Source organism: Rhizobium sp. KNZ14-9A (assembly GCF_056755015.1).
Genome location: NZ_JBPGXB010000004.1, coordinates 936,103 through 957,463, shown reverse-complemented (window position 1 = coordinate 957,463; position 21,361 = coordinate 936,103). Strand labels below are relative to the sequence as shown.

The 21,361-nt window shown below is 57.7% G+C and carries 17 protein-coding genes; 9 read left to right on the top strand and 8 right to left on the bottom strand.

Features of this window, described 5'->3' with window-relative positions; all coding sequences use genetic code 11:
- The first annotated feature begins 124 nt into the window (after positions 1-124).
- Positions 125-1,036, top strand: coding sequence for a DMT family transporter (locus tag ACR9ZQ_RS34690; RefSeq protein WP_481430016.1), 912 nt, complete (start codon positions 125-127; stop codon positions 1,034-1,036).
- A gap of 100 nt (positions 1,037-1,136) precedes the next feature.
- Here the strand turns inward: ACR9ZQ_RS34690 and ACR9ZQ_RS34685 are convergent, their stop codons facing one another.
- Positions 1,137-2,339, bottom strand: a complete 1,203-nt coding sequence (locus ACR9ZQ_RS34685; RefSeq protein ID WP_310390228.1) for an ROK family transcriptional regulator — start codon at positions 2,337-2,339, stop codon at positions 1,137-1,139.
- Between the two features lie 297 nt (positions 2,340-2,636).
- On the opposite strand from ACR9ZQ_RS34685, the gene ACR9ZQ_RS34680 reads away from it, so the two are divergent.
- The gene (locus ACR9ZQ_RS34680) at positions 2,637-3,551 is read left to right on the top strand and encodes a DMT family transporter (RefSeq protein ID WP_481430015.1); all 915 of its coding nucleotides are present in this window, start codon (positions 2,637-2,639) and stop codon (positions 3,549-3,551) included.
- On the opposite strand, the gene ACR9ZQ_RS34675 is transcribed toward ACR9ZQ_RS34680, so the two are convergent.
- From ACR9ZQ_RS34675 to ACR9ZQ_RS34650, 6 genes are read right to left on the bottom strand one after another with little or no spacing between them, the layout of a single operon-like run.
- Positions 3,548-4,693: a glycosyltransferase family 2 protein gene (locus ACR9ZQ_RS34675; protein ID WP_481430014.1), complete on the bottom strand. Its 1,146-nt coding sequence runs from the start codon at positions 4,691-4,693 to the stop codon at positions 3,548-3,550. The genes ACR9ZQ_RS34680 and ACR9ZQ_RS34675 overlap by 4 nt on opposite strands.
- Positions 4,694-4,703: 10 nt before the next feature.
- Positions 4,704-6,443, bottom strand: coding sequence for an ABC transporter ATP-binding protein (locus tag ACR9ZQ_RS34670; RefSeq protein WP_481430013.1), 1,740 nt, complete (start codon positions 6,441-6,443; stop codon positions 4,704-4,706).
- Positions 6,440-7,528: a glycosyltransferase family 2 protein gene (locus tag ACR9ZQ_RS34665; protein WP_481430012.1), complete on the bottom strand. Its 1,089-nt coding sequence runs from the start codon at positions 7,526-7,528 to the stop codon at positions 6,440-6,442. Before ACR9ZQ_RS34665 ends, ACR9ZQ_RS34670 begins: the two co-directional genes overlap by 4 nt.
- Before the next feature lie 6 nt (positions 7,529-7,534).
- The gene (locus ACR9ZQ_RS34660; protein ID WP_481430977.1) at positions 7,535-10,546 is read right to left on the bottom strand and encodes a glycosyltransferase; all 3,012 of its coding nucleotides are present in this window, start codon (positions 10,544-10,546) and stop codon (positions 7,535-7,537) included.
- Positions 10,540-11,718, bottom strand: coding sequence for a glycosyltransferase family 2 protein (locus tag ACR9ZQ_RS34655; RefSeq protein ID WP_481430011.1), 1,179 nt, complete (start codon positions 11,716-11,718; stop codon positions 10,540-10,542). The genes ACR9ZQ_RS34660 and ACR9ZQ_RS34655 overlap by 7 nt, the downstream gene beginning before the upstream one ends.
- 33 nt (positions 11,719-11,751) lie before the next feature.
- Positions 11,752-12,750, bottom strand: a complete 999-nt coding sequence (locus ACR9ZQ_RS34650) for an NAD-dependent epimerase/dehydratase family protein (protein ID WP_481430010.1) — start codon at positions 12,748-12,750, stop codon at positions 11,752-11,754.
- Positions 12,751-13,448: 698 nt separating this feature from the next.
- On the opposite strand from ACR9ZQ_RS34650, the gene ACR9ZQ_RS34645 reads away from it, so the two are divergent.
- The 7 genes from ACR9ZQ_RS34645 to ACR9ZQ_RS34615 all read left to right on the top strand — a co-directional run bounded on the left by ACR9ZQ_RS34645 (position 13,449) and on the right by ACR9ZQ_RS34615 (position 20,164).
- On the top strand, positions 13,449-14,117 hold the full coding sequence (locus tag ACR9ZQ_RS34645) for a hypothetical protein (RefSeq protein ID WP_481430009.1): 669 nt from the start codon (positions 13,449-13,451) through the stop codon (positions 14,115-14,117).
- A gap of 385 nt (positions 14,118-14,502) precedes the next feature.
- A complete protein-coding gene (locus tag ACR9ZQ_RS34640; protein ID WP_481430008.1) occupies positions 14,503-14,736 on the top strand; it encodes a hypothetical protein in 234 nt (77 codons plus the stop codon).
- Positions 14,737-15,157: 421 nt separating this feature from the next.
- Positions 15,158-15,472 carry a hypothetical protein gene (locus ACR9ZQ_RS34635; RefSeq protein WP_481430007.1) on the top strand — a complete coding sequence of 105 codons (315 nt, stop codon included), beginning with the start codon at positions 15,158-15,160 and terminating at the stop codon, positions 15,470-15,472.
- Between the two features lie 31 nt (positions 15,473-15,503).
- Positions 15,504-15,770: a hypothetical protein gene (locus ACR9ZQ_RS34630; RefSeq protein ID WP_481430006.1), complete on the top strand. Its 267-nt coding sequence runs from the start codon at positions 15,504-15,506 to the stop codon at positions 15,768-15,770.
- Positions 15,771-16,039: 269 nt separating this feature from the next.
- Positions 16,040-16,699: an ABC transporter ATP-binding protein gene (locus ACR9ZQ_RS34625; protein WP_481430005.1), complete on the top strand. Its 660-nt coding sequence runs from the start codon at positions 16,040-16,042 to the stop codon at positions 16,697-16,699.
- Entirely contained in the window at positions 16,696-19,104 is a 2,409-nt protein-coding gene (locus tag ACR9ZQ_RS34620) for an ABC transporter permease (RefSeq protein WP_481430004.1), read from the top strand. Before ACR9ZQ_RS34625 ends, ACR9ZQ_RS34620 begins: the two co-directional genes overlap by 4 nt.
- Complete coding sequence (locus tag ACR9ZQ_RS34615; RefSeq protein ID WP_481430003.1) at positions 19,094-20,164, top strand: lipocalin-like domain-containing protein; 1,071 nt, start codon at positions 19,094-19,096, stop codon at positions 20,162-20,164. The genes ACR9ZQ_RS34620 and ACR9ZQ_RS34615 overlap by 11 nt, the downstream gene beginning before the upstream one ends.
- Before the next feature lie 717 nt (positions 20,165-20,881).
- Here ACR9ZQ_RS34615 and ACR9ZQ_RS34610 read toward each other — a convergent pair.
- Entirely contained in the window at positions 20,882-21,247 is a 366-nt protein-coding gene (locus ACR9ZQ_RS34610) for a hypothetical protein (protein ID WP_481430002.1), read from the bottom strand.
- Positions 21,248-21,361 lie beyond the last annotated feature (114 nt).

Here is a 21,361-nt window from a genome sequence, read left to right as displayed (position 1 = left end):
TGAATAATACCGGCGGACGACCCGCATGGCGAGCCGGAAGTCCGGGCAGATCGATTTCATAGCAAGAATCTGCAAGAGGCCTGCTCACGGTTCGCCTATCGGTCGGGAAAACGAGGATCACTCCATGGCAAATGCCGCTCTCTTCATCGCGACCGTGCTTATATGGGGGACGACATGGATCGCCATTGCGATGCAGGTCGGCCCCGTGTCGGTCTTGGTCTCGGTCTTTTACAGATTTGCGGTCGCAGCAGTGATCCTTGTCACCATCCTGGCTGTCATGCGGCGGCTCAAGCTCCCTGCCTTGCGCGATCAGCCTTTCATTCTTGCGCAAGCGCTCTGCCTGTTCAGCCTCAATTTCATATGCTTCTACAACGCAGCCGCCTCGATCCCGTCCGGGCTAATCTCCGTGATCTTCTCGCTCGCAACGATCTACAATGCCGTCACTGCCCGCCTCTTCTTCGGCGACCGCATTACAGGCCGCACGCTTCTCGCAGCCGCGCTCGGAGCAACCGGCCTTCTCCTCCTTTTCGGACAGGACGTTGTCGTCGATTTCGATATGGGTACGTTGAAAGGGATCGGGCTCGCGGCGCTTGGCACGCTGTTCTTCTCGCTGGGCAATATGGCATCGCGTCGAAACAGCGCTGCCGGAATCTCACCGCTTACCGCCAATACCTGGGGCATGACCTATGGCGCGATCATCCTCCTCTTCCTCATTGCCGTGACGAAAACGCCGATCGTGGCGCCGCCCAACATCACCTATCTTGCCGCACTGCTCTATCTCGCGGCGATCGGATCGGTGATCGGCTTCACCACCTATCTCATGCTGGTATCGCGCATCGGCTCCTCACGCGCTGCCTATGCCACCGTCCTGTTCCCAATCGTCGCCCTGTCGCTATCGACTGTTTTCGAGGGTTACCACTGGAGCGGTCTAGGCCTCATCGGCCTGGCGCTGACGCTTCTCGGGAACGTGGTCATCTTTGCGCGACCTCTGGCCCGTCGCCCGCACCAAGCCGATGCGAGGCCGTCTGCCTCCTGAGGGCGCCGATAGGGCGGTCATCGATACTTTCGATGACCGCCGCGTAAACATCTTCCTTTCGAACGGAGCTGTGGCGGTGACCTGACCAATGAGCCTCGGCTCAGCCGAGGGGCTTCTGCAGAACATCGAAGCGCGGATTGGTTTCGGAAAATATCGGCAGGGCGGCGGCGCCGAGAATTGCCGTATCCTTGCCGGTCATGCCGATCATGACGCGAGGAATGGTCCGCTTCTGGCTGGGGTCGATCGGAATGTGCAGCGGCTCCAGCCGCTCGGCGAGCCGCTGCATCAGCGATGTCGATATGCTGCCCCCCAGCACGATGGTCTGCGGATCAAAGGCCAGTTCCAGAAAATCGACGGTCTGCCGCAGCGGCTGGACGGCCTGGTCCAGCCAGGCATCCAGACCGTCGCCGCCTTTGGCGATCAGCGCATCGAGTTCATCTGGCAAAAGCTCTTCAGCATTCGCAATACCCATGAATTCATATGCGACAGTCGGCGATACGTAGCGATCGAGGCACCCGCGCTTGCCGCAGCTGCAGAGCCGGCCATGCGGCTCAACGATGATGTGGCCAATCTCGCCGGCATTCTGCCGGCTGCCTTTGTAGAGGTGCCCATCGAGAAACATGCCGGCGCCGATGCCGCCGCCGCCGGCAAGAAAAAGATAGACGAAGCTGCTGAAGCCGCGGGCAACACCATGCAGGCGCTCGCCGATGGCAGCCGCCGTTGCGTCATTCTCGACAAGCACCGGCACCTTGACGCGCCGTTCCAGCTCATAACCGACTGGGAAGTCCTGCCAACCGGGCAGGTTCTGCGGGCTGAGCGATGTGACCCCTCCTTCCGCATAGCGGCCGGGTAGGGCCATGCCGACACCGAGCAGCCTGTTGCGATCGAAGGAGAAAGCTTGCTGCAGATCCTCGACAATAGAACCGAGGACAGGCATCGCCTGTTCGGGATCGGGATGTTCGACGTGACGCTCGATGCGCGCACAGACGGCGCCCGAGAGATCGGTCAGCACACCGCTGGCACGCTGGCGGCCAAGTTCGAGGCCGACCGAATAGGCACCGTGCGGGTTGATCGAGTAGGGAATGATCGGCTGACCACGCGCAAGCTTCTGCGCTTTCGCTGGGACGAGCAGGTGAGAACGCTGCAATTCCTCGACGATGTTCGAGACTGTCTGCGCCGTCAGCGCGGTCATACGGGCGATCGCGGCGCGCGACAGCGGACCGTTGGTACGGATAGCCTCAATCACGACACGCCTGTTGTGTGACTTGGCCTGCTCGAGATTGGTGCCTGAAATCGCTTTCATGATGTCTTTATGGAGGTTGAGTATCACCATTGCCACAAGACGACCATGTGGGGAAGGGGAGAAGTGTCCAGTCTTTTCAATGTGATCGCGCCGACAATTGATACCGATTGTTTCGCCGGTTCTTAAAGTATCACTTTAACGGCTGTGTCGCGGAGATCGATGCTGTTGACGGCGTCGGACAGGTGTCGAATTCCCCGGCATGATAGGAGATCGGTCATGAAAGTCGCCTGCACGCAATCGACGGCGCCAGGATGAAGTTCTATGGCAGGTGGAAAGCCTAACCAATTGGGACGAATCATGAATTTGCGCATCAGCCGCACCGCAGGAAACACGGTACTCCTTGGCGTGCTGCTGATGCTTCTCGGCGATTTCCTGTTTTCGCTCAATGATGCCATGGGCAAATGGCTGGTGGCGAGCTTTGCGGTCGGTCAGGTCCTGGTGATCCGTTCGCTCGGCTCCTTTCTGATCCTTGCACCGATGATTGCCAGGCAAGGACCTCGCTCGCTATTTCAGGTCGAGCGTGTGCCCTTGCAGATCCTGCGGGTGATCCTGACGACGGGGGATGTCGCATTTTTCTATGCCGCGGTCGCCTACCTTCCGCTCGCCGACGTCATGACCTTCTACATGGCCGGCCCCATCTATGTAGCCGCCCTTTCGCACTTCTTCCTCGGTGAAACGATCGGCTGGCGCCGCTGGCTCGCCGTCATCATAGGCTTCATCGGCCTCGTGATAGCGCTGAGACCTTCGACGGCCATGTTATCCTGGCCGTCGATCTTCGGCCTGATCGGCAGCCTTTCCTTCGCGCTGACGCTGATCCTCGGCCGTCGGCTGCGGCAAACAGGTGATGCCACGCTTGTGACATGGCAGACGGTCGGCGCCCTCGTCACGGGTCTAGTTCTAAGCGTGGGTGACTGGCGGGCCATGTCCATCCTCGACTTCGTAGCGATGCTGGCGCTGGGCATCGTCGCGGGCAGCGCCCATATGATGATCACGCGCGCGCTGAAGCTTGCCCCAGCCTCCCTGCTTGCACCGCTGCAATACAGCCTGCTCTTATGGGCAATCGTGCTTGGCTATATTTTCTTCGGCGAGCTGCCGGACAGCCAGATTTTGATCGGCTCCGTCATCATCGTTCTCGCAGGCCTCTTCATCTTCCATCGCAAGAACATCGTGGACGTCACGCCCAAAGCCGACGTTCCACCCGATGGCCATTAGGGGTCAGGCTGTCTTGTGGTGATTTCACCGCTGGGGAAATCTGCCCGCTCATCGCTCTCACGGATTGAACTCAGCCTGGCATCCACAGCAGTCAGTCGCATCAGATGACGTCGTGAGGAGGGGGTCTCTTCCGCGCCCTCAACAGGCGAAAGGATGATTTGCTCGTCGAATTTTGATTTGTTCAACATACCACGCGCCATTCCTGGCTTGGGAGCATGGCGCTGCTTCATGACAAGCAGGATGGCTTGCCTTACGAAACTGAGCATAAAACGCGGGTTTTGAAAAATCGCCCAAGCGGTCACCATTGACAGATGCAGATTCCCCGCCTTTCTGTACTGCCGGAATGCATATTTTTGAGTGAGCGCGATAGCGCTTCTGGCTGCGTATCTCGGAAGCCGCGGATTTGCGGCGATCGAGCGCTTGATTACTTCCAAAAGACCTTGAGCCATTCGCGTGTAATTTGACGACATGTTGCCGGGATATTTTCTGTATCCCACAAGGCGTTCGGGAACGACTTCCATGCAATAACGTGCGGCAAGCCTGAGTTCGAAATCGACGTCTTCGCAGCCTCCAATACCTGCTGCTGCGTATGAGCTATCAAACCCACCGATCTCAAGCGCAACGTCCCGTCGGACGAGAAGCGCGCTTCCGTTACCTATATATTTGAAATTCAGATGCCGGGCATAGATATAGCCCCTTGCGATTTTGGATCCGCCGAGCCCAATGATCTCGTCGTCCTTATCGATGATATAATGCAGCACATAGACCGCGGCCCATTGTGGAGATAAGCGACTGAGAGCGTTGACCTGCTTCTCGATTTTCGTCGGGTGCCAGAGATCGTCGGCGTCGAGGAATGCTACAAATCGACCTGATGATGCTTCGATTCCGATATTCCTTGCGGCAGCGACACCGCGGTTTGGTGTGGACAGGAGGCGGATGCGTGAATCCGTGATGGCTATCTGCTCGACCAGTTGTGCCGTGTCATCCGTGGAGCCGTCATTGACGACAATGATCTCCAGGGCGGTATAGGTCTGGCGTGCAGCGGATCGAAGCGTGCGCTCAATATACGCGGAAGCGTTGAAGGCCGGAATGACCACCGAAACCAAGGGCTGGGTGGAATAAAAAGCGTCTCCTCGATCCATTGATTATTCCTTATGCTGCTGGCGGGACGAGACAGATCTGATGCTTCATCAGGCTGGCAACGGACGATCTATGGCTGACGATAATCAGTGTCCGGCTCTGGTATTCCCCAAGCAGAAGGGAAAGCACCCGCGCCTCGGTCGCTTCGTCAAGCGCGTTGGTGGCCTCGTCGAGGAGCAGTATCTCGGGCCGGCCGGCGAGTGCACGTGCCAGGCCGATGCGCTGCCGCTGGCCGCCAGAAAGCCTTATTGCCTCATCGCCCAGCCATTCATCGAAGCCGGAAGGCAGTTTCTCGATGAACTCAGTCGCGCAAGCCACATCTGCCGCCCAGCGGACATCCTCCTCGGAAATTTCGCGGCGGAACCGGATGTTGTCGAGGACCGTACCTTCCATCAATTCGACGTCCTGACCCGAAACTGAGAATAGCCGCAGCCAGCTCGATCGTTCGATGGCCGAAAGATCCCTGCCGTCGAAGGTTATGCGACCCTCACTCGGCTGGATGAGGTCGAGCAGCATGTTGAGGATCGTTGTCTTGCCGGAGCCGCTCGGCCCGGTCAGCGCGGTCGTCTCTCCTGTCCTGATGGAGAAGCTGGCTCGGCTGACGGCAGGAACGCTGCTGCCTTCATAAGAGAAGGAGACATCATGGAAAACGATTTCCTTCTGTAGATGTTTGAGCTTTTCTCCGCAGGCGACCTGTCTGGTATCGTCCGCCTCGGAGACTATCGCCAGAACGTTCTGTAAGGGGGCCTCCAGGGCATGCAGGCCAAGGATCTGGGAATCAAATTCCTTGATATACGGTTGAAGCCTGTAAAGAAGGATGGTCGCCGACAACGCTGCGCGGAAGTCTACCGGCAGAAATTGCGAGGACAGGATGATCGTCAGGATCACGCCGAATGTCAGCACCTCGCTCAAAAGTGAGGTTGCCGCACTCATCCGGTCGGAATGGGACCAGGTTTTCCCGACATCCGTGGAAAGCGCGTCGAAAATGCTTTCGTGGCGCTTTTCCAGGCCGAAGCTCTTCACCGCCTTTAAGGTCTGCAGCGTGGTCCAGGTTAGTTGTGTCAGGTCCTCCACTGCCGAAATGGCGGCCGCGCCTGTACGCCGATAGGCCTCGGCAAACAGGCCGAGGGTCAGGTTATGAACAACGCCGAAAATAAGCCCGAGCACGGCGATCGGCCATGCCATCACGAGCATTCCGGCACCGAAGATGACGATAGTCCCGAGATTGATCCCAAGGCGAACCAGGCTCGCGTGAGCCGAAGCGACCGCATAGGATTCCGTTGCGATCACATTCATGAGGTCGCTGCGTTCGTAATGCTGAAAGCGCTGAAATGGGATCGTCAGGATTTTTGAATAAAGACGATGCCGAATGCTGCCGCTGATTTGATGGCTAACGGTGCTCGCGATGATCGAATTGGCGAAACCCAGAACGATCCTGAGGATGATTGCGCAGATCAGGATGGTGACCAGCATAGATTTCGATATCGCGGTTTCAAACCCACCGAAAAATGCAGGAAGTCCGGCGATTGCAGCGCTGGAAGAGGAGCCCTGCTGGCCGAGAACAAAAACGAGGCTCACCAGGAAGGTGATCCCGACCATTTCCATCAGACCGCTCAGGATGCCGACCACGACCATCACCGACGTCTTGAGCCGAAGCGACGGCACGAGTTTCAGAAGCTCGCGGAAGCGGGCTGCGACGATCAGATTGAAGGCGCCCGCCGGCTTGGCGGAAACGGATTTTTGCAGTGTCATGATGCACCACCTCCGCGCGGTTCGATGAACACGCCAGTCTGTCCAACAGTCGCCGCTTCAAAACGGTCACGGAATGATGTGCCATTCTCGGGGAAAGCGATGACTGTCATTGCTTCCCCTGGGGCAGGCCGCTTTCCGGTCACGCGTGCCGACAATCGATTTGCCAATCGTCGTGCGCGGCCCTTGACTGAGCGCCAGATAAGACCGGCACCATGAATGGCGAGCCTCAGAGGGAAGCGCCCAGCCATCATCGGCGCTAGCTTTCTGACCTGATCATGGTCTTTGCTGGAAAGCGCCTTATGGAAATACCACCGTGCCGTATCGAATTCCGCGGTAGTGGCGGCGGCGGCAAGGTGCGGGTGGCGTTTTTTGACCTCTGCCATCACCAGGGTGTGAGATCTCAGCATGCGACAGGCATTACTCGACATGTTTCCCTGAGCAAAACGGTATCCCGTCAGAAAATCAGGGACCGGGGCGAAAGGCAGCCTTTCGGCCAGCGCCAGATAAAGCTTCTGATCTTCGCATCCCTCAGCCTTCTGATCGCGCAGCGACGGATCGTAGCCACCACACGCCAGGACATCCGCACGCGGCATGAGCGGCGTGCTGCCGTTGCCGATAAAATTTTCCCGAACCATGATTTCGAAGACGTCGCCCTTGTACAGCACAGGTTTTGAATGGGCGAAAATCACGTCATTCACATCGATGGCCGCGTACCAATTGTAGGCGACCCCATGCCCGTCGGGGAGGCTTGCGAGCGCTCGGAGCTGCAATTCGATTTTGCAGGGATGCCAGAGATCGTCGGCATCGATCGGGGCAATATAGCTGCCGGCCGCTTCGCGGATTGCCAGGTTGCGGGCGCGAGCCACGCCGCCGTTTTCTTGTCTCAGGACCCTGATGCGTGAATCTTGAAGGCGATATTCGTTTGCCAGTTCGTAGGTTTCGTCCTCAGAACCATCGTCGACCACGAGAATTTCGAGGCATTCATGGGTCTGTTTCGATACGCTGCGAAGTGTATTCGCGAGTGTTTTCGCAGCGTTGTAGGCAGGAATAACAACCGTGACCAAGGGGAGCGAATCGACGTTCATGGTTCGCTATCCAATGAAGGCGTCGGGTTGGCCCATCAGCTCGGCGAAGGCCTGGAGAGGACGGTCCCCGCGAACTTCAAGGCGTGGCAGGGATAAGGGGTGGTCCGAGAAGCTCGTCCTCGCGGGTTTTGTTGAAAAGCCGATCTCGTAACCGGCTTGAGCAAGAATGCCGGGAACGCGGAAATCGGTGGAACCGAAGGGAAGGGCGATGGACATCACGGCCTCGCCCAACCGGCTTTCCAACGCATCGCGCGAAAGGACCGCTTCGCCGAGCAACGTGGCATTGTCCAGCGAACTTGCCGGCCTGTGAGACGCAAGATGGGACCCGAAACGGATTCCTTGTCGGTGCAAGCTCTGGATATCGGCCCAGGACATCAGCGGTGCCGTATCCCCGTAACCGGCATCCCAATCCGACCTGCCGCCCACGTTGTCCGTCACCACGAAGACGTCTGCGCTAAACCCGCTTTCAGCCAGGATCGGGAAGGCATCGGTGAGAAAATCGAGATAGGCATCGTCAAAGGTCAGAACGACGGGCCGCCCCTGGATGGGTTTGCCCTCACGCAACAGCTTGGTCAGGCTCTCGGCCGTCAGCGCATAATAGCCCTGCCGCCGGAGGAACCGCATCTGTTTACGGAAGGCTTCCGGTGCGACCCGAAAGCGATTGAGCGAGTCCGGCCCGTCGAGTGCGATTCTGTGATACATGAGCACCGGAACCGAGGTCACGACCTCATTCGTCCTTGCGGCCTCGCGATCGACGCCGGCCGGCCCCCAGATTATGTATTTGGCGACGTTTGCATCGAGCGGTGCACCATAGGGCTCGATATGCACGACTGGTATTGCCGCATTGCGCTTTGCGAACCGATGAATGGCATAAAGCTCCGTCTCGATCGTTTCTTCCAGAACGAGATCAGGCAGGTTTGACAGGACCTTCTTGATCGTGCCCATGCCAAAGGGATTGTTCCAGTCGAAACCGGTTCTGCCGGGCTCGTCGCGCCGGAGATAGGCGTGGGCCGTGACAAGATAGCCGCCTGGTTTCAAGGCGGCCGCGATTTTCCGGCATGCCTGCTCCAAGCTTGCCTCGTCGTCTATGAAGTAGAGGACCTCCGAACAGATGATCAAATCCTGTTCGGGCGGAAGTTCGTTTTCAACGAAATCCAGGACGCGAAGCTCCACGTTTGGAAGATCTCGGCATCTCTCGGTTGCCCTTTCAACAGCGCGGCTGGAAATGTCCGCAGCCATCACGAAGCCGACCTTTTGCGCAAGCTTTGCCGTGAACAGCCCTTCCGCGCAGGCAAGCTCCAGGGCTTTTTCGACCCCGTCCGGAATGAGGCTCAGCGTCTGCTCGTATTTGACCTGTTCGTATACCGAGACATAGTTCCAGGGATCCGGGCGCTCGAAAAAACGTTCCCAATATTCCTTTTTCGTCGTTGCCTCAGGCAGGGCCGTTTGTTCGCCTCTCACTTCAGAGGACTCGTCGGTCCTCGCGACGACAGGGGTGGCAAGCCGTTGCTGATAGTCGGATTCCGTCTCCAGCAAGGATGCGTCATTATTCCCTCGTCTTCTAGCTGCAGTTTCGACGAGCGCGGTCAGATGTACCTTTTTGAAGAGATATTTGATCTGCCGCCGTCGCCCGCTGCGCTGTCGGACAATTTTGCCGAAAGCTCCCATATTGCGAACGGCTCCGGCCGTCCAGGAGCGGGCATAGGAGAACGTTAAAGGTGTGGGCAACCGATCTTCGGCCTGCAATTCATCGATAATCAGGCGAACTTGAGTGCGAACCGAGAGATCTCCCCACAAGGGGCCGACATGCGATCCGATATATAGTCCTCTAGCAAAGACGTGCAGCAGCAGCGTATCGGCCCCATTAACCTTGGTGATCCAGGCCAGCTTGTCGATGTCGATGGCAGCCACCTGCAGATGGCCGAGCGCGAAGGAGCGAGACATGTCGGGTGCCGAGATTGACCAGACAACGAGCTCTTCCACCCGGCGCCCGGTTCCGGGCAGGGAGTGCCGCTCAAGCAATTGTACGAGATCGAGGAATGCCGGCTTCCAACGCTCCAGCAAATCGACGAGATCGGCGGGACGCGCTACTTTCAGGCCGATCTGCAATCCATGCAATATCACTTCAGTCAGGAAGTTCTCATAACCGGAAGCGTTGGGAAATTCGGGCAGAAGCTCTGCAAGCGCGGCAAGTTCGTCTCCCGCGCAGAGGTTGACTGAGGCGGCCCAGGCGAGCATTCGCAATTGACCGAGCGCAGGCGCCGTCCATCGGGCGTCCTCACCATCCGGCGACAGCCCCTCTTTCGAGCGCAGCGCTTGCGCCCTGCTGGTGACACGGACTGCATCCCTCAGCATTTTCAGCGGATCACCAGAGAGAGAGCCGGTCTTCATGCGATAAAAGGCAAGGCACCTTTCGACCTGCCGGAACGAAACTCCCGCAAAAGCCATACGGAGCCAGAGATCCCATTCCTCGCAAGTCTGCAGTTCGACATCCAAGCCGCCCAGCCGGATGAAAAGGTCTCTGGGAAAGACCACCGTATGAATGGCCAGGGCACAGAAGGACGAGAATTCCCGCTTTGCCTTGTCGCCTGCGAGGTCAGGGGGTATTTCGACACCCAGCATCCGGCCATCAGGCGTGACACGGCGATGGCTGCAATAGGCAATGATCGGTTGCTGGCCATCGGCGGCAACTGGCAGCATGCTTTGGATGAAAACAGGGTCCAGCCAGTCATCCGCATCAAGCATGCAAAGCAGGGGAGCGGTTGCAAATCCGGCGGCCGCGTTACGCGCCGCGGATGCGCCGGCATTCGGCTGACGGTGGATCAGGATCCGGCTATCCGCTTGCGCAAAGCCCTCGAGCACTTCCCAGGTATCGTCTTTCGAACCGTCATCGACGACCACCGCCTGCCAGTTCGACACCGACTGTTTTTGCAAGCTGCCCAAGCAGTCGGCCAGGGTTTCCGCCGCGTTATAGGCGGGGATAAGGAACGATATGTCCGGCTTCGATGCGGTTACCATGCCGGCATCTTCCAGCGGCGAAGGACATACCAGGCGCCGTTCAGGCATCCCAGCATTTCCTCCTTCAGAAAGAAGTTGTCCGAGGTTGCTCCCCTCGGCAGCCGTTTCCTCAACTTTCGAAGATAATACCGGGGCAGGGCGACAAGGATGCGCCGCAGATTGCCCCGGTTTCCGGTGTTCTGGTACTGGATGAGCAGGGCCGCCACATGGCCGCTCATATATTGGCGGATCTGCTTGGCGAGCCCCTTCATCTCCTTGCGATGGAAATGCCAGGAAACCGCGGTCGGCTCGTAGCGACAGGTGCCGCCGTGGTGGAGAAGTCGATTCCAGAGTTCGGAATCGCCCGAGCACCCTGCCGCGCCCATATCCAGCCGCACGTCGAACAATCCGATATCGTCGAATATCTGGCGGCGGAATGCCTGGCTTGCTCCCGCGCCTATCAGCCAGGCAGGCGCCCCGTATGATGCGCTCTGGCGATAGAAGTCTTGACCGAAGTCCTGACGTGTATAGCCTCTGCCAAATCCCCAATGGGTTTCGAATATCAGTTGCGCGGGCGTGGAAAGCTCTCCGGGAAGGACAAGGCCGGTAACGCATCCAATCTCGGGCCGGTCAAAGGCCTTCATCAGGTTCTCCAGCCACAGTTCATGCAGCACCACGTCGTCATCCGTGAACGCCAGGAACTCGGTCTTTGCCGCGCGCACGGCGGCATTGCGGGCGTAGTCCAGCCCGACCCTATTCTCGCGTACGTAGGTCGCGCCGGCGGCCTCCACGACGCGGCGCGTACCATCACCGGCTGAGGCGTTGTCGACGACGATTACCTCAACTGGAGGCAGGGACTGCTTGGGGATTGACGCGAGACATCTAGCCAGTTCGTCCGGCCGATCCTTGGTGCAGATCAGAAGGCTCACGTCGCGGTTCCTGATCGGCGCCTGCATCACATTCCGAGCGTGTTCGATGGTCTCCGGCAACACGGCGCGCGCAGCCAGAGCGTTCGGGATTTCTGACCCCTCGATATAGGCCTGACCGACGGGAAGGCCTGCGGAGACGAAGACGACGAGCCCGGCGCTGATCGCCGGGGCATTCGGACCAACGTCATCCGACGAAAGATCCAGGTATCGGATGGGCACAGGAAAGACATTGTCTTTCATGTCACTCGGTATGGCGTCACTCATTAGTATACTCTGCGCCAGATGCCGGGGAACTGTTCAGCGTCCTGCCTTGGCCAGCCGGTGGGAGCCCGCCTGAGCTGCCTCTGTCGCGGTAATTTTCATCTCCTGCCTGAACCACTCCAGAGTCTTTGCAACGCCTTCTTCATAGCTGATCGCGCACGACCATTCGGGCATCACGTAGTTCGCATTCGTCAGATCTGGCCGTCTGTTTGTCGGGTCATGCGGCGGCGAGGGCTCGAAGACGATCGGAATGCCGCCCATCAGGCGCGAGACATACTGCGCCACTTCCAGGACTGAGATCTCCCGATCGTTCCCGACGTTAAGCGGACCCCTGTAATCCGTTTCGTTCATCCAGAAGTAACGTGCAAAGCCATCAATGATGTCATCGACATAACCCCAACTTCGGGACTGCAGGCCATCCCCGAACACCGTAATGGGGCGGCCGGTCAGGGCCTGGGCGACGAAGTTAGAGACGGCTCGGCCGTCGTCCGGCCGCGTCCTCGGTCCATATACGTTGAAGGGCCGAACGATCTTAAGGTCCAGACCCTGCGTGCGCTGCATTTCGAACAGTAAGGACTCGGTGCAGCGTTTGCTTTCGTCATAGGATGAGCGTGGCCCAGTGCAATCGACCTGGCCCTTATAAGACTCCGGCTGCGGCGAGACCAGCGGATCGCCATAGACTTCTGAGGAAGAGGTGAAACAGAAGCGGCCTCCTCTTTTCAGAAGGTCCAGAAGACGGAAGGCTCCAATGAGATTTGCCGAAATGGTTCTCTTGGGTTCCTTCATGTACCACGGCGGCGAGGCCGGAGAAGCAAGGTGATATACTTCGTCAAACTTATCCGAAGTCTGAAGCTCTTCCACGTCGGATTGCACAAAATGGAAGCGGGGATCCTGGATATGGGAAATATTTGCCTCGCGGCCAGTCCAAAGATTGTCGACAAGAACCAGCTTTTCGATGTCGGTGCGATTTAAAAGCCTATCGCACAAATGTGATCCGAGAAAACCAGCTCCGCCTGCTACAAGCACCTTCTTCATTACTTCTCCAGCAGATGACATGTTTCGCTTTTCTGGAATTTAAAGTTCAGAACTTCGATTGTTCAGTTCGGCGAGTGGCGGTTACTTTGGATTTTTGCAACGCCTCTATATACAAATCGATGCGCCAAGAATGATCTCCATCCAATGCACCGTTCTAGAGAAAGAATACTGACGTCCGCCTTCGGCGCACCTCAATGTCCTCGATAAAAAGCAACGCAATCGTGTTCTAGCTTTTTTGCGCGCTGGCCAACACGGACTTAAGTCCGATATAGCCGACCTTCCTCTGAGTGGACGCCGAAACGCTTAAAGAACGAGACGGATGCGCGACCTGCGGCCCAAGCCAAGGGCATAGCTGGAAGGTATGTTGGACGCAGATGGGTCGCCACTCTTGCCAGCCGAAGGCGGCGCAGAAGAGATATTCTGCGTTGTCGCCAGTTCTGAGCTAGGTCCTTGAAAGGCAGGCCAGTCGACATCACTTGAGGTGCTATCGGATCGTTGCACCGATAGCACCATTCCCAGGGGCTTTATAGGAACTGTGGTCGCCGATGACATGATGTCGTCAGTTCGCTCGATGGCGCCGGACCGGCGGAAACGGAGTTCCCTATCATTTAAGTTCAAGGCAAACTGAAGCGGAAAGTGCTGATTCCGTCTGTGCGTGCCTCTATGCAACTCACATCTCCCATTCAACGAGGTGACTATTGACGCAGTTCTTCGAAACCACTCAAGGGATCATGGCAATGGGCGCGTTCATCGGCGCTGGCGGTTTGGCTTCTGGTTGCTTGCTTACCATCGTCATTGGCTTTGCGAAGTCTGGGATCAACCGGCCCCAGAAAACCGAAGCTAGAAACCTTGCGATGATGACGGTGCTGGCCTTGGATGACTTTGTCGGAGCCAGCTATGCGGCCATTCACGACATGCCCGAATTCAATCCCATGGATGAAGGCGAATTCGCGTTTCACGTTCCAGATCCGACCCTTGCGCTTCCACAGGGCGCAAATTGGGACCTTCTTGACCACGAGCTTTCAGAAGAAATTTTGTGGTTGTCGAACCGGGTAAAGACCCTTTCCTATGCGTTGGACAGTCTCGACCTTTCCAAGCCCGGATACGATGGCTTCTTCGAGCGGCGCCAGGAAGGTTATGCTGGTCTGGCGGCTGAAGCGATGGACATCATTGAGCGTATGCTCGAAGAGTTTGACCTCACCCTGCCTGCCAAGCCCGACTTTTATCGCCAGCGTGAAGGTCTCGTTTCAGCTATCCAAAAGGCTGGAGAAAACAACTCGCGGCGCCGAAAGGCAGGCCCTGTCGCGCCGTCGAATGGTTCAAATGTGCTGCAGCTCTTCCCCAAGGCGAATGAGGACGCCGAGTAAGCATTCAAGATGCCATCACTGATCCGGGCTACTTTCGGCCGGATGATCCGTCGCTGCATAGCTGCATTGCACAAAAAATGTTTTCCAACTGGTCAAAAAAAGAGCATAACGATTACAGCTGATGCAACACGACGGCTTTCCTCCCAGTTCCGTCGTTTCAGCTGTTCCCCTCTGGAGGTTTATAACCTTCACAATTAATGGGCCACGGTTCTCCGTCGGCCCTCTTTTTTGCCAGCGAAGATCGTGTGTCGCCGCTGGATAAGTCCCGAAGTCTTCGGCCTTGGATGTCCGATCGCTCCGAGGGCATCGTGCTAGGTTGACGAAAGCAGTTTTCACCATAATAGGGTCAGGCCGAACAACGCCAGAGAACATGAACCGGAGTACAATGGTGACCGAACCGACCGTAGCAGATGCAATAGACCGCGTTTATGTTTCGATTCAGTCTGACAATGCTGACATCGACGCACATATCGCATCCCTCAAGGCAGCGTTGGTCCGGGAGGGTTTGAAAGAGGCCGTATTCGACCCGGCAAGGCTCGTGCAGAACAATCGTTCCGGTAGGAAGCTCATGCAGGCCTACTTTCGGCAGCGTGGCGTGACGGTGAAATTCTCAGCTTAGTAAAGCCTCCCAGTGACGCCGGAGGTAGAGGGCACCTTTTGCAATGTTCGATGAGGGTGTCTCGGGGATCGCGACAGGCTGACGCTGAACTCCGTGAACAGAACGTCGACGCGACCAGGGCGAGGGGACGAAGAACATCATCCCTTTCACCAAATCGATCGCCAGGGTAATCCCCGGCCGCGACGGCTCCATAGAAAACTTATAGGGCGCTCAACCCGTTTTCCGGGGAGCGCCCTTTTTGTTGCTCAAAGCGCAAAAACCGACAGACTCGGCAGGCGATTTGACGTGCGGCGGAGATATCGGAGGGACGGCTTTGCGTAAAGAGCTTTTACTGCAGATCTGCCACGCTTGTGTCCTCGCAACGAATAGAGCACCATTTTGCGTGGATAAGTGAAGGCCTTATGGGAGGTTATCATGATGTATGCACGCGATCGGCCTTCCCGCCCATCGCGCGATGCCCGACGCGTACGTGACCGCACACCATCTGGGGGACATGCTGAACGAGTCCACCTTCGAGCAGTTGGTGGAATGGAGCCGAGAGCCGGGACGGTTGCCACGAGTGCCTTCTGGCACCGAGCGCGGCAAGAGTTGGGATCAACGGGATATTGCGATATTGCAAGTGTTCGCTCGCGATCGCGATACCGACGTCCGTTTCAGCGCGGAGACCGAACTTCACCGTCGTGGCGACGCGGAAGTAACAGTGACTGACAAAGACGAGCAGGGAACGTTGCTTTAAATGTGGTGCGCCACGCCGGGGTGAGGTTTTGATGTCAGAACGAATGTCGGAACGCGCCAAGGGCGACATCGACGCCATTTTGGAACGGCTCTATAGGGCTTCCCCGGAGCTGGATAAAATCGCCGCCGATTGCGAGAGAGTTTTGCGGCTCAACGCCGAAACCAGAGGCGATTACATCTCGCCGCGAACAGTGCAGGCGTTTTCCGAAATGCGCGATGCGATAGGCAAACTGTACGGTTCCGCACAGAATGCGATGAGCGAAGCTGATAGGTTCTTTAAGCCGAAATCGTCGGTCTGATGTGCTGCGAGTGCGCAAAAGGGGCTGTGGTGCCAACGAAATCAGGAAATGCTGGATGAACCAACCCAGCGCCGTCGGTATTTTGCTGTTGCTTGGCATGCCACACGGCCAACACCGGCGGGACCGGTGCCTTTTGCGTCAATCGACCAGCTGGATGCCTTTAATGGAGTGCCAGTGGCCGTGCATCTAGTATAAATCTTTCGAATTTCGTTTTCGGCGTTCTGCGCTGCACTCGATACCGCCTTGATGAGCCGCATTGTGAGCTTCTGATGATCCTGTCCCTATCTGGCGTTCGCAAATCCTACACCACCGCCGAGGGGATAATCGACATTCTAAAGGGCATCGACCTGGATGTCGCACCCAACGAAAGCGTCGCCCTGACGGGTGAATCTGGGAGCGGCAAGAGTACACTTCTCCATCTGGCGGGCGGCCTTGACCATCCGGATGGTGGGTCGGTGATGATGGAAGGGCAAGATCTCGCTGCATTCAGTGATATCGAGCGTGCCAGGTATCGGCGAACGCAGGTTGGCCTCGTCTTTCAGCAGTTCAATTTAGTCCCATCGTTGAACGTGGGCGCCAACATCTCGTTTCACGCCAAGCTTGCCGACAGGTACGACGCGGCCTGGGAGGCGACCCTGACGAAAAAATTGGGGTTGGAGACCTATCTCACTCGATATCCCGAGCAGCTGTCCGGCGGGCAACAACAGCGCGTGGCAATTGGGCGAACGTTAGCGGCACGACCGCGTCTCATCCTGGCTGACGAGCCGACTGGCAATCTGGACGAGACCACCGGCGACGCCGTGCTTGACCTGATGTTGTCACTCGGGCGTACCGCTGGGTCGGCCCTACTTCTCGTAACCCATTCGTCGAGGCTGGCGGACCGTCTCGACCGAAAAGTTGTCCTTCGTGGCGGGAGGATCGCCGATTGAAAATCGTTGCTTTCACCGCGTTGCTGTCGCACTGGCGGCGAAAGCCATTGCAACTCCTGACGCTTGTCATGGGGATCGCTCTTGCGACTGCGCTTTGGTCCGGTGTGCAAGCCATCAACGCCGAAGCTCGCGCTAGCTACGCCCGAGCCGCCTCCGTCTTGGAGCAGGCCGCTTTGGCGCAAATCGTATCCAGTAACGGCAGCGGGATTTCCATCCAAACATATGGCAAATTACGCCGGGCCGGCTGGAATGTATCGCCGGTCGTCGAAGGCATGTATCGCTTCGGCACCACGCGGATAAGGCTGATCGGCGTCGACCCGCTCAGCATGCCAAAGGAAGGTCAAGTGGCGTCTATCGCTGACGGCTCCGACCTTTTCAGCTTCCTCTCCGCCCCAGGCCAGCTGATTGTCTCGGCGGCGACGGCGGATATGCTTCGCGGCATGTCCGACATGGGTTTAAAACTTTCGGACAGGGTGCCGGACGGCGCTGCCTTCGTGGACATCTCGATCGCCGACCGGCTGCTTCAGGCACACGGGCGGATAAGTCGACTGGTCGTCGCGGAAGATCAAAGGCCAGGACTGGATCCAATCGATGAAATCGCCCCCGAGGTCGTGGTGCGCGAGAACCGCGATCAACCGGATGTTGCTCGCCTTACGGATAGTTTCCATCTCAATCTTACGGCGTTCGGCTTCCTATCGTTTGTCGTCGGACTTTTCATTGTGTATTCGGCGACCGGCTTGGCGTTTGAGCAGAGGCGAGGAACCTTTCGTACGTTACGGTCGCTTGGAGTTTCACTTGTCGCGCTGACAGCAATGCTGGTAATCGAACTTGCAGGGATAGCACTGATCTCCGGGTTCCTTGGTGTCATATTGGGTTACTTTATTGCGTCGGCGTTGATGCCCGGCGTGGCGACAACTCTCCAGGGCCTCTATGGCGCCAGCGTGCCTGGCTCCTTGTCGATTCGTCCGCAGTGGTGGGTGGCCGGATTGGCGATCGCGCTTGGCGGGACAGCTTTATCATCGGCGCAAAGCCTCTGGCACGTTTGGAGGTTGCCGATCCTGGCCGCTGCCCAGCCGAGAGCTTGGGCCAGAGCGTCGACGAGGGCGCTTATCTTTCAAGCCGGAATCGGAGGGGTATTGCTTGGTCTCGGCTCGATCCTGGCATTGGTGGGTTCGGGCCTCGTGATGGGATTTGCGGTGCTGGGGTGCCTGCTGCTTGGTGCCGCTCTTTTGTTGCCAAGTCTCCTCGCCACCGGCCTTACCGTAGCTGAACGCGTTTCTCGCAACGCGCTGACGCAATGGTTCTGGGCCGATACCCGCCTGCAGCTGCCTGGCTTGTCGCTCGCGCTGATGGCTCTCCTGCTCGCACTGTCGGCAAACATCGGCGTGGGGACCATGGTTTCCAGCTTCCGGTTGACTTTCCTTGGATGGCTGGACCAGCGGCTGGCGGCGGAACTCTATGTCACGGCCAAGGATGAAGATGACGCCAAACGGCTTCGAGGATGGCTTCCTCAACATGCGACGGCGGTTTTGCCGATCTGGAGCATTGAGGGCAATGTTCTGGGGGAGCAGTTGCAAATCTTTGGCGTGGCTGACGATGCGACCTATCGAGACCATTGGCCCTTGCTCGTGGCAGACCCAAAGGTATGGGACGCGGTCGCCTCTGGGACGGGCGCTCTTATCAATGAGCAAATGTGGCGACGCGGCGCCGTCAGACTGGGTCAAAAGATCGACATGCCAGGTGGCTGGAACGCCACCGTCGTCGGGATCTATTCGGATTATGGTAACCCGAAGGGACAGGTGATCGTCGGGATAGACACTCTGGTCGCACATTATCCCGATGTCTCCAAGCTTCGTTATGGAGTGCGAGCTCCGCCTGAACGCGCTCAAGATCTGAAGCGGCAGCTCGTTACCGAGTTCGGACTCCCCGAAACCGCCATTGTTGATCAAGCCTCGCTCAAGCAGCAATCCAGGGCGGTTTTCGAGCAGACATTCACCGTCACCGGAGCATTGAACGTCTTGACGCTTGGGGTGGCCGGATTTGCAATGTTCTCCAGCTTGCTGACGCTTTCAGCGATACGGTTTCCTCAACTTGCCCCGGTCTGGGCAATGGGCGTTCGACGGCGCGACCTTGCGCTCTATGAGGTTGGCCGCACATTGGCGCTCTGGCTCGCCACCTTCGTCGCCGCGATTCCGGTCGGCCTTGGATTGGCATGGGTGTTGTTGGCGATCGTGAACGTAGAGGCGTTTGGCTGGCGTCTCCCGATGACGGTTTTCCCCTTGGACTGGTTGTGGTTGGGGGCGATCGCGCTCGTGGCTGCTCTTGTGTCCATTGCAGTGCCGGTTCGACGCCTGGCCATCATTAATCCGGCCGATTTGCTCAGGATTTTCTCGAATGAACGTTAAGATGCTGGTTTTTGCACTGGCGGCACTTTCAGTTGCGGTTCCGCTTCAAAGCAGTCGATCCCAAGGCTTCGCTGGGCTCGGCACCAACGCGGAGGGTTTCGCCGCCCCCCGGCAAGGGCACGTTCTCTCGTTCCCAGCCGATCACGGCGCCCATCACGATTTCCGCATCGAATGGTGGTACGTGACAGCCAATCTCGAAGGCGATGATGGCAAACGCTACGGAGCGCAGTGGACGTTGTTCCGATCAGCTCTGGCACCCGGTGATAGCCAGGGTTTTGAGGATCCGCAGATTTGGATCGGCCATGCGGCGGTCACTACGGATCACCAGCATTACGTAGCGGAACGTCTGGGCCGGGGAGGTGTCGGCCAAGCAGGAGTTGTCGCCGCGCCGTTCGAGGCCTGGATCGACGATTGGAAGATGAAAGAGGCCGGGCCGCCGGCCTCCGATGATCTTCGTGATCTCCAGCTCGCCGCTCACGGTACAGACTTTAGCTACAGCCTTGACCTGAAGGCAACGGGCCCCCTTGTCTTGCAGGGAGATCAGGGATTTTCGGTAAAGTCCGCGAAGGGTCAGGCAAGTTACTATTATTCGCAGCCCTTCTATGAGGTGTCAGGGGCGATCGAACTCGCCGGAGCGAAGCTGAGAGTTGCGGGGAAGGCGTGGCTCGATCGAGAGTGGTCGTCTCAGCCACTTGCGAGCAATCAAACCGGTTGGGACTGGTTCTCTCTGCATCTCAACACGGGCGACAAGCTTATGGCCTTCAGGCTGCGTGACGACAAAGAGGGTTTCATTTCGGCAAACTGGATTTCGGCTGATGGACACAGTACGCCGCTTTCCAAGGATGGCCTCCAAATTCAGCCGGTGCGACGGGCAAAGGTGGACGGACGCGACATGCCAGTAGCCTGGCGCATCCAGGTTCCGGGAAAGTCGTTTGACGTGACCACCGGTCCGTTGAACGATCAGTCATGGATGGCAACGTCCACGCCGTATTGGGAGGGCCCAATCGCCTTCGAAGGCAGCGTGTCGGGGGTAGGTTACCTGGAGATGACCGGATATTGAGGGCGGGCTTAGATTAGATGTGGGGAAGATCAGTCCGGTAGACAAACCCGGCCTACCGGTGCTGAGCGAAGCCGTAATGATCGAGTTCGAAAGTTATCAAAAAGCTTGCCGACCAGATGGGGCTGCAAAGAGAGAAGGGCGGTTCAGTTTTCCGAACCGACGCCCCGGTTCATCTCCGAAAAGATTACGGCGATAAGCCTCATGACGTGTCGATACCACTTGTTCGGAGGTCTAGCGTCTTGCAAACGGCGTCGCCGCCTTAATTCAATAATCAGAGTTTATAGCCTCTCGCACTCGATCATCTTCGAACATTGGGCGCTCCCACATTTCCGTCAGGCCAATCATCCCGTTCGGTCGTGATGTTCTCGTGACAAGATGAAGGCGTGGTGAAGTGGAGCACGGGCGATGTTTCGAGGCAAACCAATGCGACAAATGGTGACGACCTTCCTGACAATCTCGTCAGCGTTGCAACAGGCCTCGGCGACCTGGTTCGCGCGAAACGACAGTAGCGGGAAGTTGGTCCCCGTCGGTATCGCCGCGAATCCTGACGAAAGCTATACAGCGGCCTTCGTCCCCTGACGCACTGGATTGAATGCATCGTCAGGCAATAGGTACGCCTGAATTCTATTTCCCGATGGCCACCGACCGAGGGGCTACCACAACTGTTTCGCCACGGCACCGAGCGATGCAGCATTCGTCTGTTTTGCGAGCGGTGACTTAACCGGAAATCTTAAGGTTCTGATTTGATGCTTGGGGTCTTTCGCCTTGCTGCAGCACGAATACGGCTTCTCCGAAGATCTCCCGCCGCCGCTGTATCCTGGCGCTGAACGCGCGAGCTTCCTCCGTCTTTGGATGGTCAGTCTCAAAGGAAGCCTCGTTCTCAACCATGTCCAGGAGGAGGTTGCGCATCACCATGTTTTGCTCCCTCAAGTGCATCACCTCTAGGTTCAGCGGAGATGTGGAAAGCTTCCGTGCAATTGCTTCGTCAAGAACGGCCTGAGTGAGCCGCGCCTTGATTACATAGTACCTTCCCACGTAAATCGCGCAGGCAATGACGAACAGGGCAGGGATGATGTACAGCATTTCAGGGCTCCGATTGCCAATCTGAGATCGTGATCCTGGGAGCGTATTTCAATATGCCCGCGACGTGAGGCAATCGCAAACGTTGGAGCGCCACGCGCCATGAGGAGCGAAACC